Below are 14,785 nucleotides of genomic sequence, written 5' to 3'. Positions count from 1 at the left end.
GCCTTTTATGTTTGGTTCATCCCCAGCGGTGCCGCCTCGTCACGTTTCCTGCGTTCTGGTGCGTCGCCCCCCCTCAGCCGCGCAGCACCGTGATGAACGCGCCGACCGTGCGCGCCATGGCCTCCCGTCCCACGGTGAGGTACTTGCGGGAGTCGACCGCGTCGGGGTGGGCGGCGAGGAACTCCCGTATGGCGCCGGTCATCGCGATGTTCAGGGCGGTGCCCACGTTGACCTTGGCGATGCCGCCGCGCACGGCCGCCGCCAGTTCCGCGTCGGGCACCCCGGACGAGCCGTGCAGCACGAGCGGCACGCCGAGGTCGCCCAGCCCTTCGGCGAGCCGCTTGAGCAGTTCGTGGTCGAGGGTCGCCGTGCGGGTCGTCATCGCGTGCGAGGAGCCGACCGCGACGGCCAGCGCGTCGACCCCGGAGTCGGAGACATAGGCGCGGGCCTCCCCGGGGTCGGTGCGGGCGCCGGGCGCGTGCGCGTCCAGCGGGGCGGCCCCGTCCTTGCCGCCGACCTCGCCCAGCTCGGCCTCCACCCACAGCCCGTGGGCGTGGCCCCAGTCGGCGGCGGCCCGGGTCGCGGCGAGGTTCTCGTCGTAGGGCAGGTGGGCGGCGTCGTACATCACCGAGCTGAATCCGGCGTCGGCGGCCTGCCGCAGCAGGTCGTCGCTCTGTACGTGGTCCAGGTGGAGGGCGACGTCGACCCCGGCCCGCTCGGCGACGGCGACGGCCGCCCGGGTCAGTGGCAGGAGGCGGCCGTAGCGGTAGCGGACGGCGTTCTCGCTGATCTGGAGGATGACGGGGGCGTCGACCGCCTCGGCGCCCGCGACGACGGCCTCGATGTGTTCGAGGGTGATGACGTTGAACGCGGCGACGGCCCCCTGTCGGGCCGCCGCCGCACCGACGAGGGTGCCGGTGGCTGCGAGAGGCACGGCCTCTCCCTTCTCATGTCCGCTGGAACGAGCGTCAGTTGGCGTCGAGGATCACGGAGCGGGTCAGGTGGCGCGGCTGGTCGGGGTCCAGGTCGCGGCGGGCGGCGACGGCCACGGCGAGACGCTGGGCGCGGACGAGTTCGGCCAGCGGGTCGAGGCGGCCCCCGACCCAGAGCGCGCCGGTCCCGGCGACCTGCTCGGCCAGCCCCTCGGGCGCCTCGCCGAGCATCCAGGTGGCGGTGCCGGAGGTGGTGACGGAGATCGGGCCGTGGCGGTACTCCATCGCCGGGTACGCCTCGGTCCAGGACAGGGACGCCTCACGCATCTTGAGGGCGGCCTCGTTGGCGAGACCGACCGTCCAGCCGCGACCCAGGAACGTGAACTGGCCGCATTCCACGAGCCCTTCGGGCAGCGGTTCGGCCAGGGCGGTGCGCGCGTCGGCGACGGCCTGCTCGGAGTGCAGACCGAGGTGGGCGCGGAGCAGGGTCAAGGCGGTGGTGGCGAAGCGGGTCTGCACCACGGACTTCTCGTCGGCGAAGTCGAGCACCACGAGGTCGTCGGCGGCCGCCCGGATCGGCGTGTCCGGGTCGCCGGTGATCGCCGTGGTGCGGACGGTGCCCCTCAGGGCGGTGAGGAGGTCGAGGACCTCGGTGGTGGTGCCGGAGCGGGTCAGGGCGATCACCCGGTCGTAGCGGCGGCCCGCCGGGAACTCGGACGCGGCGAACGCGTCGGTCTCCCCCTGCCCGGACTCCTCGCGCAGCACGGCGGCGGCCTGCGCCATGAACCAGGAGGTGCCGCAGCCGACGATCGCGACCCGCTCCCCGGCGGCCGGCAGCGCGGCTTCGTGCTGCGCGGCCAGGCCCGCGGCGCGCGTCCAGCACTCCGGCTGGCTGTTCAACTCGTTCTCGACATGGCTCATGCCGTGCCCCACTCCCCTATATAGGTTTCGAGCTGCGATAGCGATTGCTTGTTCCTGCAAGATATAGCCAGCTTTCAAGCACAATCAAGCAATCGTGTGCACAGCAGCTAGGGTTTGCGCGACCGAGTCGATCGACGATTGGAGGCCGCGGATGTCCCGCGACGCCCGCTGGAAGTCCCTCCTGGAGCTGCTCGTCGAGCGCGGCCGTCTCGACGTGGAGGACGCGGCGGGCGAACTGGGGGTGTCCGCCGCGACGATCCGCCGCGATTTCGACCAGCTCGCCGAGCAGCAGATGCTGGTGCGCACCCGCGGCGGTGCCGTCGTGCACGGCGTCAGTTACGAACTGCCGCTGCGCTACAAGACCGCCCGCAACGCCTCGGAGAAGCAGCGCATCGCCACGGCGGTCGCCGAACTCCTCACCCCCGGCGAGGCGGTGGGCCTGACGGGCGGCACGACGACGACCGAGGTGGCGCGGGCGCTGGCGGTCCGCCCCGACCTCTCCTCCGGCACCCCCGCCCTGACGATCGTCACGAACGCCCTGAACATCGCCAACGAGCTGGCGGTGCGCCCCCAGTTCAAGATCGTGCTGACGGGCGGGGTCGCGCGCCCGCAGTCGTACGAGTTGATCGGCCCGCTCGCCGACGGGGTCCTCGGCCAGATCACGCTGGACACCGCCGTCCTGGGCGTCGTCGGTCTCGACGTCACGCACGGCGCCTCCGCGCACGACGAGGCGGAGGCCGCGATCAACCGGCTGCTGTGCGAGCGGGCCGAGCGCGTCGTGGTCGCGGCGGACGCCAGCAAGCTGGGCCACCGCGCCTTCGCCCGGATCTGCGACGTGACACAGGTCGACATCCTCGTGACGGACGCGTCCGCCGACGCGGCGACGCTGGAGCGCTTCGAGGAGGCGGGCGTACGGGTACTCGCCGTCTGACCGCACGGCAGCCACTCGGGGCGACAGCCATCAGTCAGGGCGCGCGGCGCGCACACGCACCGCGCGCCTTTCGCCTGCCCGGCACCGGCAGCCGCCCCGACCCCACCCCTCTTGTCGCGAGGCCGATCCCGCCTCTAACCTGACTTTGTGCCGCTACTAAACAAACCAGGGACCGTCAGTGCCGACAGTCCCCGCCTCCCCTCCCTGACCCGACTGCGCATCGCCATCACGGTCTTCTTCGCCCTCGACGGCTTCATCTTCGCGGGCTGGGTGGTCCGCATCCCCGCCATCAAGGAACAGACCGGGGCGTCGGCGAGCACGCTCGGGCTCGCCCTGCTCGGGGTGTCCGCCGGCGCCGTGATCACGATGATGCTGACCGGACGGCTGTGCCGGCGCTTCGGCAATCACCAGGTGACGGTGGCCTGCGGGCTGCTGCTGCCGCTGACCATCGTGCTGCCGCCGCTGACCCACTCACCGCTCGCGCTCGGCCTGGTGCTGCTGGCGTTCGGAGCGGCGTACGGCGGCATCAACGTGGCGATGAACAGCGCGGCCGTGGAACTGGTCGCCGCCCTCGGCAGGCCGGTCATGCCCAGCTTCCACGCAGCGTTCAGCCTGGGCGGCATGGTCGGTTCGGGCCTCGGCGGGCTGGTCGCGGGACATCTGTCACCGACCCGGCACCTGATGGCGATCATGGTGATCGGCCTCGTGGTCACGGCTGCCGCCGGGCCGACGCTGCTGCGCCACCGCTCGCCGGGCGCTCATGAACGTATACGGACGAGCCCCCGGCCCGAGGAGCACGCGCCGTCGCACCGCCCGGACCGCGGCACCCGGCTGCTCGTCCTCGTCTTCGGCCTGATCGCCCTGTGCACGGCGTACGGGGAAGGGGCCCTGGCCGACTGGAGCGCGCTGCACATGGAGCAGGACCTGCACGCGCACCCGGGTGTCGCGGCGGCCAGTTACTCCTGCTTCGCGTTCGCCATGACCATCGGCCGGCTGACGGGCACGACCCTCCTGGAGCGGCTCGGCCGGACCCGGACCCTGGTCCTCGGCGGCGCGACCGGCGCCGTCGGCATGCTGTTCGGTGCGCTGGCGCCCTCGGTGTGGCTCGCCCTCATCGGCTTCGCGATCACCGGCCTGGGCCTCGCGAACCTCTTCCCCGTCGCGATCGAGCGGGCCGGGTCGCTGGCCGGCCCGACGGGCGTCGCGGCGGCCTCCACGCTCGGCTACGGCGGCATGCTGCTGGGGCCGCCCGCGATCGGGTTCATGGCGGACTGGCTCTCGCTGCCCCTCGCGCTGACGAGCGTGGCGCTGCTCGCGGCGGTCGCGGCGACGATCGGGTTCGCGACGCGCCGCGCGACCGTCGCCTGAGCCCCGGGAAATTCCTCGCCGGGGCCACGCTCCACCGGGCAGACTCACCCCATGGAGATCGCAGAGCACATTCAAGTCGTGGAGACAGAGGGCCGATTGCTGGCGGCCGCGGCCGAGGAGGCGGGGGTCGACGCGAAGGTGGCCACCTGCCCGGGCTGGCAGGTCCGCGACCTGGTGCGCCATCAGGGAGAGGTGCACCGCTGGGCCACCGGCTTCCTGGCCGAAGGCCACACGGCACGCCGACCGCTGCCCGACAGCCCGCCCGGCCTCGACGGCGACGAGCTGCTCGACTGGTACCGGGAAGGTCATCACCGGCTCGTCGACACCTTGGCGAAGGCGCCGCTCGATCTGGAGTGCTTCGCGTTCCTTCCGGCGCCGTCACCGCTGGCCTTCTGGGCACGGCGGCAGGCGCACGAGACGACGGTGCACCGGGTGGACGCCGAGTCGGCGCTCGAGCGGCCGTCCGGTGACGCGTCCGATTCGATCACCGGGGAGTTCGCGGCCGACGGGATCGACGAGTTGCTGACCGGGTTCCACGCGCGGGCCCGCAGCCGGATGCGCTCGGACACGCCCCGCCTGCTGCGGGTGCGGGCCACGGACACCGACGTCACCTGGACGGTGCGGATCACCCAGGGCCCGCCCGACGCCGAGCGGGGCGCCGCGGGAGAGGCCGAGTGCGAGGTGTCAGGACCCGCGGCGCGGCTGTATCTGGCGCTGTGGAACAGGCAGCCGTTCCCCGACGTCACCGGTGACGAGTCCCTCGCCGCACTGTGGCGGGAGCGCTCGGCCGTCTGACCCGCCGGGCCGGCGGGCCGTCACGCCGGGGAGTCGGACTCCAGCATCCGGCTCAGCACGGCCCGCTGCAGCGGTCGCACCTCGGTGTGCAGGGCGCGTCCCTTGGGCGTGAGGCAGACCCGGACCCCGCGCCGGTCCTCGCTGCACATGCCGCGCGCCACGAGGCCGTCCTTCTCCAGCCGGCCGATGAGCCGGGACAGGGCGCTCTGGCTCAGGTGGACCTGGCCGGCGATCTCCTGGACGCGATAGCCCGACTCGCCGTCCTCCGGCGCACCCTCGGCGAGTACGTCGAGCACCTCGAAGTCGCTCGCGCCCAGGCCGTGCCGGTGCAGCTCGCGGTCGAGCTCACACATCGTGCGCGCGTGCAGCGAGAGGATGCCCCGCCACCGTTCCACCAGGCCGGCCGATGTCCCGGCCTCCGCTTTTCCTGCCGCCATGAGCGCACCGTAGCAGAAAAGACGCCGTTTGTTGCATCGTCATTAAATGCACGTGCAGTCAATGCATGTGCATGTACTGTGCTCCGCATGACTTCTCCGCTCACCGCTGCTCCCCCGGCCCCCGAGGCCACGTCGGAGCGCTGGCCCCGGCGCCTGTGGGGCACGCTGCTCGTGCTCTGCGCCGCGATGTTCCTGGACGCGCTCGACGTCTCGATGGTCGGTGTCGCCCTGCCGTCCATCGGCTCGGAACTGAGCCTGTCGACGGCGACCCTGCAATGGGTCGTCAGCGGCTACATCCTCGGCTACGGCGGCCTGTTGCTGCTCGGCGGCCGCGCGGCCGACCTCCTCGGGCGGCGCCGCGTCTTCCTGATCGCCCTCGGTGTCTTCGCGCTCGCCTCGCTGCTCGGCGGGCTGGTCGACTCGGGACCGCTGCTCATCGCGAGCCGCTTCATCAAGGGGCTGAGCGCCGCGTTCACCGCGCCCGCCGGTCTGTCCATCATCACGACCACGTTCGCGGAGGGCCCCGTACGCAACCGGGCCCTGGCCATCTACACCACCTGCGCCGCCACCGGCTTCTCCATGGGCCTCGTCCTCTCCGGTCTGCTGACGGAGGCCAGCTGGCGCCTGACGATGCTGCTGCCCGCACCGATCGCCGTGATCGCGCTGCTGCTCGGCCTGAAGCTGATCCCGCACAGCGCCAAGGAGGAGAACCACCGCGGCTACGACATCCCCGGCGCCGCGCTGGGCACCCTCTCGATGCTGCTCCTCGTATTCACGGTGGTGCAGGCGCCCGAGGCCGGCTGGGGTTCGGCGCGCACCCTGCTCTCGTTCCTGGCGGTCGTCGTCCTCCTGGCCGTCTTCGTCCGGGTAGAACGGCGCTCGCCGTCGCCGCTGATCCGGCTCGGCGTGCTGCGCTCCGGGTCGCAGATCCGTGCGCAGATCGGCGCGATGACGTTCTTCGGTTCCTACGTCAGCTTCCAGTTCCTGGCCACGCTGTATCTGCAGTCCCTGCTCGGCTGGTCGGCGCTGAGCATGGCGCTGGCGTTCCTGCCGGCGGGCGCGCTCGTCGCCCTGTCGTCGACGAAGGTCGGCTCGGTCGTGGACCGCTTCGGCACACCCCGGGTCATCGCCGTCGGCTTCACGTTCATGGTCATCGGCTACGCGCTCTTCCTGCGCATCAGTCTCGACCCGGTCTACGCGGCCGTCATCCTGCCCACCATGCTGCTGATCGGCGCGGCGTGCGCCCTGGTCTTCCCCTCGCTCAACATCCAGGCCACGAACGGTGTGCACGACGACGAGCAGGGCATGGTCTCCGGGCTGCTCAACACGTCCGTGCAGGTGGGCGGGGCGATCTTCCTCGCGGTGGTGACGGCCGTCATCACCGCGAACGCCCCCGAGGGCGCCTCCCCGCAGGCCGTCCTGGACAGCTTCCGCCCCGGCCTCGTGGTGATCACGGCGATCGCCGTAGTGGGTCTGCTGGTCACCCTGACGGGGCTGCGCTCACGCCGGCCCCGGGAGACCGTGGTGATCGCCGGATCCGCGGCGCCGTCCGGGGCGACCGGTGCCGCCGAGACCGCCGAGGCGGCCGGCCGGCGCCTCGCCCTGCGCGACTGACGCCGACCCACCTGCCACGGGGGACCACGGGGGGCGGGCCCCATGGGTGACGGGCTCTGCGGACTCTGTCGCCCATGGGGCCCGTTCGTGCCACCATCGCCGATATGACTCACACGGGGGCCGCCGCCATGGAAACAGCGCGTACACGCAGGACTCAGGCCGAGCGGGACGCCATGACCGTCGAGATCGGCTTCGCGCTCTTCACCGGCGCTCTGCTGGCCGGCACGGTGTTCGCGCTGGTGGCCGTTCCGGCGCTGCTCGGCGGCGTGTCGGGCGGCACCCGGGGCGGGCTCCTCTGGACGGCCGGAATCGCGGCGGCCGTGGCCTTCGTCGCCCGGGTGGCGTGGGTGCTGACGCGCTTCGACCGGCAGAGGTCCTCGGCGGACGATACCGACCCCGAAGCCTGACGACCGCCTGACCACCGCGCCCCGCCGCCCTAGGCTCCTGTTCATGCACAGCACTCTGACCGACCATGCCCGCTGTCTGTACGGGGACGAGCACCGCCCCACCCCGGCGTGCGAACTCGACCACCACGAGCGTTACTTCGTCGAGGAACTGACGTTCGCCGGCGCGGACGCGATCCTCACGATGCTGCGCGAGCTGTGCCCGCACGTGGTCGACGGCCATCTCCCGGTGTGGATCCGCAATCTGGCCCACCGCCTGGTGCTGCTGCAACGGCCCGACGAGCCCGCGCTGCTGCGCGGCGCCGCCGACCATCTGTGGATGCACGGCCCGGACTGGGACGACATCGCGGCCGCTCTGGTACGCCGGGCCGAGGCCCTGGAAGCGGCCTGATCAGCCGAGCCATCCGGGCCGGACGAGACCCGACTCGTAGGCGAGGACGACGAGTTGGGCCCGGTCGCGGGTGCCCAGCTTGACCATGGTGCGGCTCACGTGGGTCTTCGCCGTGAGCGGGCTGACGACGAGGCGCCGGGCGATCTCCGCGTTCGACAGGCCGATGCCGACGAGCGCCATCACCTCCCGCTCCCGCTCGGTCAGCCCGGCCAGCGACACCGCGCCCGCGGGCTCCTTGGAACGCGCCGCGAACTCGCCGATGAGCCGCCGGGTCACCCCCGGCGACAGCAGCGCGTCGCCGTGCACCACGGCCCGCACGGCCCGCAGCAGTTCGTCCGGTTCCGTGTCCTTGACGAGGAAGCCGGAGGCACCGGAGCGGATCGCCTCGAAGACGTACTCGTCGAGTTCGAAGGTGGTGAGCATGACCACCTTCACCTCCGCGAGTTCCGGGTCCGCACCGATCCGGCGGGTCGCCGCGAGCCCGTCGAGCAGCGGCATCCGGATGTCCATCAGGACGACGTCGGGACGCAGTTCGCGCACCAGCCGCACGGCCTGCTCACCGTCGGCGGCCTCGGCGGCGACCTCGATGTCGCTCTGCGCGTCGAGCAGCGCCCGGAATCCGGCGCGGACCAGCGACTGGTCGTCGGCGAGAAGTACGCGGATCACCGGGGCTCCTCCGACGACGGGACGGACGGGGCGGATGAAACGGATGGAGCGGACGGGGCCAGCGGCAGTTCGGCGACGACGCGGAAGCCGCCGTCGGGGCGCGGCCCCGCCTCGATGGTGCCACCCAGGGCGGCGGCGCGCTCGCGCATCCCGGCGAGCCCGTTGCCGCTGCCGCCCGCCTCGGCGTGGCTCGCGGGCCCGTCGTCGTCGACGGTGACCGTCACCATGCCCTGGCCGTAACGGAGTCGCACCCTCGCCCGCCGGGACTCCGAGTGCCGTACGACGTTCGTCAGGGCCTCCTGCACGATCCGGAACGCGGCGAGGTCGGCCCCCGGCGCCGCCGTCACCCGCTCCCCGCCCGTGTCGACGTCGACGGTGAGCCCGGCCCCGGCCGCCTGCTCGACGAGTTCGGGCAGCCGGTCGAGGCCCGGGGCGGGGGCGCGCGGGGCGTCGCCGGGTGTCCGCAGCGTGTCGAGGACCTGCCGCACCTCCCCCAACGCCTCCTTGCTGGCCGCCTTGATCGTCGTCAGTGCCGTACGCGCCTGCTCCCGATCGGCGTCGAGCAGCGCGAGCCCCACCCCCGCCTGGACGTTGATGACGGAGAGGGAGTGGGCCAGCACGTCGTGGAGTTCGCGGGCGATGCGCAGCCGCTCCTCGTCGGCCCGCCGCCGGGCAGCCCGCTCCCGCTCGGCCCGCGCCTGCGCCCACTGCTCGCGCCGCACCCGCGCCAGTTCGGCGACGGCGACGACGGCGAGCACCCACGCCGCGACGATCGCCTCCTGTCCCCAGGGCGCGGGACCGTCCCCGGCCGGCGGCAGATACCGGTACAGCCAGTGCCCCACCACCATGTGACCGGCCCAGAACAGGGCGACGGCTCCCCAGGCCGCGCTCCGGCGCCCCGCGACGATCGCGGAGAAGCAGCCCAGGGCGACGGGGAGGAAGACGGGCCCGTAGGGATAGCCGGCCGCCAGATACACCGTCGCGCAGAGCGCCGTGCCGTAGGCGACCGCGACCGGGTGCCGCTGCCGCCACAGCAGCTGTACCGAGGCCAGGACGAGGAGCAGGTGCGCGAACACGTCGAGGCCGACGCGGTCGCCCTCCCGGCCGTGTGCGGCCATGTTCGAGCCGATCAGGACGATCAGGGTGGCCAGCACCGTGGAGCGCCACGGCAGGCGGCCGCCGTCGGCCCTGTTCCACCACGTGGGCCCCGGCCCCCACGGCGGCCCGCCGCGCCGCCACGGTGGCCCGCCCCAGGTCCTGGGCGGCTCACCGGCCCGCTCATGCTGCTCGTCCATGCGGCCACGCTAAGGGCCGCGGGCCGCCACGGGCGTCAGCCGGGCGTGGTGATCACACGTACTCCCCGGGGAGTACGTACGTCACTTCACGAGCCCGACGCCGTGGGCGAGCTGCGCCACGGCGTGGTCGAAGAAGGCGGCCCGGTCCTCGACGACCCGGTTGAACTGGCCGAACAGCTCGAAGCCGATGAGGCCGAACAGCTGCGCCCACGCGGCGATCAGCGCGGCCATGATCTCGGGCGGCAGGTCGGGCGCGATGTCGGCGGCGATCCGCTCGGCCTCCGGGCGCAGCGCGGGCGGCAGCTTGGGCAGGGCCACGCCCTTGCCCTCGTACGCCTCCCGCACGATGGCGATGAGCAGCAGCCCGACCCGCGACGCGGCCTCGACGGTGGTCATCGGCGCGGTGTAACCGGGCACCGGGGAGCCGTAGATGAGGGCGTACTCGTGCGGACGGGCGAGGCCCCATTCGCGGACGGCCCGGCACACGGTGAGCCAGCGCTGGGCCGCGGTCGCCTTCGGCCGCCGGGCGGCGTCCGCCCGCTCGGCGGCCTCGCCCAGCGAGTCGTAGGCGTCGATGATGAGCGCGGTCAGCAACTCGTCCCGGCTGGGGAAGTAGCGGTAGAGGGCCGACGAGGCCATGTCGAGTTCGCGGGCGACGGCGCGCAGCGAGAGCTTGGCGGCACCGTCGGCGGCGAGCTGTCTGCGCGCCTCGTCCTTGATGGCGGCGGTGATCTCCTGCCGGGCGCGGGCGCGGGCCCCTTGCGTGGTGCGGCTCGTACTCATGGACGCAGTGTTCCACGAAGACGGAGCGGTGCACACGTTTCGGATCGCCGGTCGAAAAAGAGAGCACTGCTCTTGCTTTGGAGCGCCCATCTCGTGCACACTGCTCATAAGCGAGAGCGGTGCTCACACTTCGGAGCACCGCCCGCACTCCTCCTGGGGGTCACCATGAGCGCACAGTCCGAGCCCTACTACCTCAAGGGCACCCCGACCGCGATCCGCCTCAACCGGGTGATCGGCTGGCTGGCCCGTCGCGGCCTCAGCCTCGCGGGCTCCGCCGAACTGTCGGTACGCGGCCGCAAGAGCGGCCAGTTGCAGCGGATCCCCGTGAACCCGCACACGTACGAGGGCGCGCAGTACCTGGTCTCGGCCCGCGGCCACTCCCAGTGGGTGAAGAACATGCTCGCCGCGGGCGGCGGCGAGCTGCGCGTCGGCCGCAAGGTCCGCACCTTCGAGGCCGTCGAACTCGCCGACGACGACCTGAAGCGCGACGTCATGCGCACCTACCTGGAGCGGTGGGGCTGGCAGGTCAACGACTACTTCAAGGGTGTCACCGCGAAGTCGTCGGACGCCGAGCTGTCGGCCGCGTCCCCCGACCACCCGGTCTTCCGGATCACCGTCGCGGACTGACAGCCCGGATCACGGCCGCCGGCCGACGCCCGCGCTCCCCGGGACCGGCACACCCGGTCCCGGCGCGGGGCGGCGCCGAGCGCGTCAGCGCTCGAACCGGTTCAGCGCCCGCCCCGCCATCGGATGCGTCCGCACCAGCTCACCCAGGGACGACGAACCCCGGGTGATCTTCGCGAACGCGTTCCACGCCGGCCGCACGCCCGTGAGCGCCGCGTGCAGCAGGCCCGGCTTGCGCTCGAAGACGGTCAGCATGCGCTTGCCGACGGCCATCTCGACGCCCAGGCCCGCCTTGATGGCGAACGCGTAGTTCAGCGCCTGACGGCGGGCGTCCACCGCGTCGTGGGACTCGGCGACGCGCACCGCCCACTCCCCCGCGAGCCGGCCCGAGCGCAGCGCGAAGGAGATGCCCTCGCGCGTCCACGGCTCAAGCAGCCCGGCCGCGTCGCCGCACACCAGGACCCGCCCGCGCGACAGCGGCGAGTCGTCGGCCCGACAGCGCGTCAGATGCCCGGAGGAGACGGCGGGCTCGAAGCCGGCGAGCCCCAGACGCGCGATGAAGTCCTCCAAGTACTTCTTGGTGGCGGCGCCTTCGCCGCGCGCCGAGATGACGCCGACGGTGAGCGTGTCGCCCTTGGGGAAGACCCAGCCGTAACTGCCCGGGATCGGGCCCCAGTCGATGAGGACCCGGCCGCGCCAGTCCTCGGCGACCGTCTCCGGCACCGGGATCTCCGCCTCCAGGCCGAGGTCGACCTGGTCGAGCTTGACCCCGACGTGTGCTCCTATCCGGCTGGCGCTGCCGTCGGCGCCGACAACGGCCCGCGCGAGCACCGTCTCGCCGTCCTGCAGCACGACCGCGACGGTCCGCCGGTCGGGCACCGCGGAACCGTGCTGCTCGACCCGCGTGACCGTGACGCCGGTGCGCAGCTCCGCGCCCGCCTTCTGCGCGTGCTCGACGAGCTGGGCGTCGAACTCCGGGCGGTTGATGAGCCCGAAGAGCATGCTGCGCGAGCGCCGGGTGCGCGTGTACTTGCCGTTCAGGGAGAACGTGACCGCGTTGATCCGGTCCTTGAACGGCAGATCGAAGCCGGGTGGCAGCGAATCACGGGACGGGCCGATGATGCCGCCGCCGCACGTCTTGTAACGCGGCAGTTCCGCCTTCTCCAACAGCAGCACGCGGCGTCCGGCGACCGCGGCCGCGTACGCGGCGGAGGCGCCGGCGGGGCCCGCGCCCACGACCACGACGTCCCACACGCTCATGTCCCGCTCGTCGCCCATGTCGTTGCCCGTCGCACTCTCGGGATTCTCGCTGCTCACGATGGTCTACTGCTCCGTCTTCAGCCGCCTGCCGCACGTTTCCCAGGCATCCTACGGCGGGCGGCGCCGAGACCCTCTGTGGGAGGATCTTCCGTACACCCTGCACAACGTCGCACCTACGAGGAGCGTGCCCATGTCGCCGCATCCGATCGCCGGAACCGTCGCCTCCCTGCTGCCCCGCGCCAAGGCGGAGCTGGCCGAGCTGGTGGCCTTCAAGTCGGTGGCGGACTTCGATCAGTATCCGAAGAGCGAGAGCGAGGGCGCGGCCAACTGGGTCGCGGACGCCCTGCGCGCCGAGGGCTTCGAGGACGTGGCGCTGCTCGACACTCCGGACGGCACGCAGTCGGTCTACGGCCATCTGCCCGGACCGCAGGGGGCGCCCACGGTCCTGCTGTACGCGCACTACGACGTGCAGCCGCCGCTGGACGAGGAGGCGTGGGTGACGCCTCCGTTCGAGCTGACCGAGCGCGAGGACGGCCGCTGGTACGGGCGCGGCAGTGCCGACTGCAAGGGCGGCGTGCTGCTGCACCTGCTGGCGATCCGCGCGCTGAAGGCGAACGGCGGGGTCCCGGTGAGCGTCAAGGTGATCGCCGAGGGTTCGGAGGAGATGGGCACCGGCGGCCTGGAGCGCTACGCCGAGCAGCACCCGGAGCTGCTGACCGCCGACACCATCGTCATCGGTGACGCGGGCAACTTCCAGTGCGGTCTGCCCACCGCGACGGCGACGCTGCGCGGAATGACGCTGGTGCGGGTGCAGATCGACACCCTCGAAGGGAACCTGCACTCGGGCCAGTTCGGCGGGGCCGCGCCCGACGCGCTCGCCGCGCTGGTCCGCGTACTGGACTCGCTGCGGGCCGAGGACGGCTCGACGACGGTCGACGGTCTGGACGCGGCCGAGTCCTGGAGCGGGCTGCAGTACGAGGACAAGGCGTTCCGCAAGGACGCCAAGGTCCTCGACGGGGTGGAGCTGATCGGCGCGGGCACCGTCGCCGACCGCATCTGGGCGCGGCCGGCCGTGACCGTGCTCGGCATCGACTGCCCGCCGGTCGTCGGCGCGACGCCGTCCGTGCAGGCGGGCGCCCGCGCGCTGGTCAGCCTGCGGGTGCCGCCGGGCGTGGACGCCGCCGAGGCGACGAAGCTGCTGATGGCGCACATCGAGGCGCACACGCCGTGGGGCGCCCGCGTGTCGGTCGAGCAGGTCGGCCAGGGCCAGCCGTTCCGGGCGAACACCGCCAGCCCCGCGTACGCCGCGCTGGCGGACGCGATGGCGGAGGCGTACGACGGCCAGGAGATGAGTTACGCGGGTCAGGGCGGCTCGATCCCGCTGTGCAACACCCTCGCGTCGCTGTACCCGGAGGCGGAGATCCTGCTCATCGGCCTGAGCGAGCCGGAGGCGCAGATCCACGCGGTCAACGAGTCGGTGTCGCCGCAGGAGCTGGAGCGGCTGTCGGTGGCGGAGGCGCTGTTCCTCCAGAAGTACGCCGCCGCGAACTGACGCGGTCCCGGCCCGCTCTGCTGTGGGCCAAGACCTGCGCGGTGCGGCGGGTGCGGTTCGTACGGTCGTCGCATGACGACCTACGACCTCATCGACGCCTTCGATGTCACCCCTCGGCTGCGGCTGCTGCGCTTCCCCGTGGGGCAGGCCTATCTGTGGCGGGACGACGACGGGCTCACCCTGATCGACGCGGGTGCGCCCGGCGCGGGCCGGCCGATCGCCGACGCGGTACGCGCCTGGGGGCACACCCCCGAGGACGTGCGGCGGATCGTACTCACCCATTTCCACGAGGACCACGTGGGCGGCGCCGCCGAGTTCGCCCGGCTCAGCGGCGCCGAGGTGTACGCGCACCGGCTGGACGCGCCGTTCGTGCGGGGCGAGGCGCAGGGGCCGCCGCCGGTCTACGAGGACTGGGAGCGCCCTCTGCACGCCCAGGCCCTGGCACAGCTCCCGGACCCGCCGCCCGAGCCCGATCTGCCGTCCGTGGTGCGGGAGTTGGCCGACGGCGACACGCTCGGCTTCGGCGACGGGGCTCTGGTCGTCGGCGCGCCCGGCCACACGGACGGGTCGATCGGCGTGCATCTGTCCCGGCACGGCGTGCTGTTCACCGGTGACGCGATCGCCGCGTCTCCGGTCGACGGGCAGATCGTCCTGGGCGTGTTCAACCTGGACCGCGCGCGGGCCGTCGCCTCCTTCGCCCGGCTCGCGGCGCTGGAGAGCGAGGTGGCCTGTTTCGGTCACGGCGATCCGCTCACCGAGAACGCGGGAGACATGCTCAGGACGGCCGCGGCGGCGTATCAACCCGCCTGATC

At 72.7% G+C, this 14,785-nt stretch carries 16 protein-coding genes; 9 read left to right on the top strand and 7 right to left on the bottom strand.

What is annotated here, in order from left to right; all coding sequences use genetic code 11:
* Positions 1–73: 73 nt before the first annotated feature.
* Together ACFVDP_RS23415 and ACFVDP_RS23410 are read right to left on the bottom strand one after the other, a co-directional pair.
* Positions 74–934 carry a ketose-bisphosphate aldolase gene (locus ACFVDP_RS23415; RefSeq protein ID WP_383492691.1) on the bottom strand — a complete coding sequence of 287 codons (861 nt, stop codon included), beginning with the start codon at positions 932–934 and terminating at the stop codon, positions 74–76.
* 34 nt (positions 935–968) lie between these two features.
* Entirely contained in the window at positions 969–1,853 is an 885-nt protein-coding gene (locus tag ACFVDP_RS23410; protein ID WP_383492688.1) for an SIS domain-containing protein, read from the bottom strand.
* Between the two features lie 151 nt (positions 1,854–2,004).
* Here ACFVDP_RS23410 and ACFVDP_RS23405 point away from each other — a divergent pair, with 151 nt between their 5' ends.
* From ACFVDP_RS23405 to ACFVDP_RS23395, 3 genes are all read left to right on the top strand, one after another.
* Positions 2,005–2,784, top strand: coding sequence for a DeoR/GlpR family DNA-binding transcription regulator (locus ACFVDP_RS23405; RefSeq protein WP_383492685.1), 780 nt, complete (start codon positions 2,005–2,007; stop codon positions 2,782–2,784).
* 147 nt (positions 2,785–2,931) lie between these two features.
* Complete coding sequence (locus ACFVDP_RS23400) at positions 2,932–4,152, top strand: MFS transporter (RefSeq protein ID WP_383492682.1); 1,221 nt, start codon at positions 2,932–2,934, stop codon at positions 4,150–4,152.
* Between the two features lie 51 nt (positions 4,153–4,203).
* A complete protein-coding gene (locus ACFVDP_RS23395; protein ID WP_383492679.1) occupies positions 4,204–4,947 on the top strand; it encodes a maleylpyruvate isomerase family mycothiol-dependent enzyme in 744 nt (247 codons plus the stop codon).
* Positions 4,948–4,967: 20 nt separating this feature from the next.
* Here the strand turns inward: ACFVDP_RS23395 and ACFVDP_RS23390 are convergent, their stop codons facing one another.
* The gene (locus ACFVDP_RS23390) at positions 4,968–5,384 is read right to left on the bottom strand and encodes a MarR family winged helix-turn-helix transcriptional regulator (RefSeq protein WP_383492676.1); all 417 of its coding nucleotides are present in this window, start codon (positions 5,382–5,384) and stop codon (positions 4,968–4,970) included.
* A gap of 87 nt (positions 5,385–5,471) precedes the next feature.
* On the opposite strand from ACFVDP_RS23390, the gene ACFVDP_RS23385 reads away from it, so the two are divergent.
* The 3 genes from ACFVDP_RS23385 (at position 5,472) to ACFVDP_RS23375 (ending at position 7,793) form a co-directional block, all read left to right on the top strand.
* The gene (locus tag ACFVDP_RS23385) at positions 5,472–6,998 is read left to right on the top strand and encodes an MFS transporter (protein ID WP_383492673.1); all 1,527 of its coding nucleotides are present in this window, start codon (positions 5,472–5,474) and stop codon (positions 6,996–6,998) included.
* Positions 6,999–7,102: 104 nt separating this feature from the next.
* Entirely contained in the window at positions 7,103–7,405 is a 303-nt protein-coding gene (locus ACFVDP_RS23380) for a DUF6332 family protein (RefSeq protein ID WP_383492669.1), read from the top strand.
* A 43-nt stretch (positions 7,406–7,448) separates the two neighbouring features.
* Positions 7,449–7,793, top strand: a complete 345-nt coding sequence (locus tag ACFVDP_RS23375) for a hypothetical protein (RefSeq protein WP_383492665.1) — start codon at positions 7,449–7,451, stop codon at positions 7,791–7,793.
* Here ACFVDP_RS23375 and ACFVDP_RS23370 read toward each other — a convergent pair whose 3' ends face one another.
* The 3 genes from ACFVDP_RS23370 to ACFVDP_RS23360 form a co-directional block, all read right to left on the bottom strand.
* The gene (locus ACFVDP_RS23370; RefSeq protein ID WP_383492662.1) at positions 7,794–8,459 is read right to left on the bottom strand and encodes a response regulator; all 666 of its coding nucleotides are present in this window, start codon (positions 8,457–8,459) and stop codon (positions 7,794–7,796) included. It lies immediately after the preceding gene.
* Complete coding sequence (locus tag ACFVDP_RS23365; RefSeq protein WP_383492659.1) at positions 8,456–9,754, bottom strand: sensor histidine kinase; 1,299 nt, start codon at positions 9,752–9,754, stop codon at positions 8,456–8,458. Before ACFVDP_RS23365 ends, ACFVDP_RS23370 begins: the two co-directional genes overlap by 4 nt.
* 81 nt (positions 9,755–9,835) lie before the next feature.
* A complete protein-coding gene (locus ACFVDP_RS23360) occupies positions 9,836–10,537 on the bottom strand; it encodes a TetR/AcrR family transcriptional regulator (RefSeq protein WP_383492656.1) in 702 nt (233 codons plus the stop codon).
* A 165-nt stretch (positions 10,538–10,702) separates the two neighbouring features.
* Between ACFVDP_RS23360 and ACFVDP_RS23355 the strand changes: the two genes are divergently transcribed.
* Positions 10,703–11,164 carry a nitroreductase/quinone reductase family protein gene (locus ACFVDP_RS23355; RefSeq protein ID WP_383492653.1) on the top strand — a complete coding sequence of 154 codons (462 nt, stop codon included), beginning with the start codon at positions 10,703–10,705 and terminating at the stop codon, positions 11,162–11,164.
* 84 nt (positions 11,165–11,248) lie between these two features.
* Here ACFVDP_RS23355 and ACFVDP_RS23350 read toward each other — a convergent pair whose 3' ends face one another.
* The gene (locus ACFVDP_RS23350; RefSeq protein ID WP_383493259.1) at positions 11,249–12,439 is read right to left on the bottom strand and encodes a geranylgeranyl reductase family protein; all 1,191 of its coding nucleotides are present in this window, start codon (positions 12,437–12,439) and stop codon (positions 11,249–11,251) included.
* Between the two features lie 172 nt (positions 12,440–12,611).
* Here ACFVDP_RS23350 and ACFVDP_RS23345 point away from each other — a divergent pair, with 172 nt between their 5' ends.
* Together ACFVDP_RS23345 and ACFVDP_RS23340 are read left to right on the top strand one after the other, a co-directional pair.
* Positions 12,612–13,973 carry a dipeptidase gene (locus tag ACFVDP_RS23345; RefSeq protein ID WP_383492651.1) on the top strand — a complete coding sequence of 454 codons (1,362 nt, stop codon included), beginning with the start codon at positions 12,612–12,614 and terminating at the stop codon, positions 13,971–13,973.
* 90 nt (positions 13,974–14,063) lie between these two features.
* Entirely contained in the window at positions 14,064–14,783 is a 720-nt protein-coding gene (locus tag ACFVDP_RS23340) for an MBL fold metallo-hydrolase (protein WP_383493256.1), read from the top strand.
* The last annotated feature ends 2 nt before the right edge of the window (positions 14,784–14,785 follow it).

The organism is Streptomyces sp. NPDC057694 (assembly GCF_042799415.1).
Lineage (GTDB): Bacteria > Actinomycetota > Actinomycetes > Streptomycetales > Streptomycetaceae > Streptomyces.
The sequence above is the reverse complement of the archived record's forward strand: the minus strand, read 5'-3'. Positions and strand labels throughout refer to the sequence as shown.

Coding starts and splice junctions, on each gene's coding strand:
- ACFVDP_RS23380 (WP_383492669.1), top strand. CDS start 7,103: ATGACTCACACGGGGGCCGCCGCCATGGAAACAGCGCGTACACGCAGG.
- ACFVDP_RS23395 (WP_383492679.1), top strand. CDS start 4,204: ATGGAGATCGCAGAGCACATTCAAGTCGTGGAGACAGAGGGCCGATTG.
- ACFVDP_RS23350 (WP_383493259.1), bottom strand. CDS start 12,439: ATGGGCGACGAGCGGGACATGAGCGTGTGGGACGTCGTGGTCGTGGGC.
- ACFVDP_RS23365 (WP_383492659.1), bottom strand. CDS start 9,754: ATGGACGAGCAGCATGAGCGGGCCGGTGAGCCGCCCAGGACCTGGGGC.
- ACFVDP_RS23355 (WP_383492653.1), top strand. CDS start 10,703: ATGAGCGCACAGTCCGAGCCCTACTACCTCAAGGGCACCCCGACCGCG.
- ACFVDP_RS23385 (WP_383492673.1), top strand. CDS start 5,472: ATGACTTCTCCGCTCACCGCTGCTCCCCCGGCCCCCGAGGCCACGTCG.
- ACFVDP_RS23390 (WP_383492676.1), bottom strand. CDS start 5,384: ATGGCGGCAGGAAAAGCGGAGGCCGGGACATCGGCCGGCCTGGTGGAA.
- ACFVDP_RS23405 (WP_383492685.1), top strand. CDS start 2,005: ATGTCCCGCGACGCCCGCTGGAAGTCCCTCCTGGAGCTGCTCGTCGAG.
- ACFVDP_RS23375 (WP_383492665.1), top strand. CDS start 7,449: ATGCACAGCACTCTGACCGACCATGCCCGCTGTCTGTACGGGGACGAG.
- ACFVDP_RS23360 (WP_383492656.1), bottom strand. CDS start 10,537: ATGAGTACGAGCCGCACCACGCAAGGGGCCCGCGCCCGCGCCCGGCAG.
- ACFVDP_RS23345 (WP_383492651.1), top strand. CDS start 12,612: ATGTCGCCGCATCCGATCGCCGGAACCGTCGCCTCCCTGCTGCCCCGC.
- ACFVDP_RS23410 (WP_383492688.1), bottom strand. CDS start 1,853: ATGAGCCATGTCGAGAACGAGTTGAACAGCCAGCCGGAGTGCTGGACG.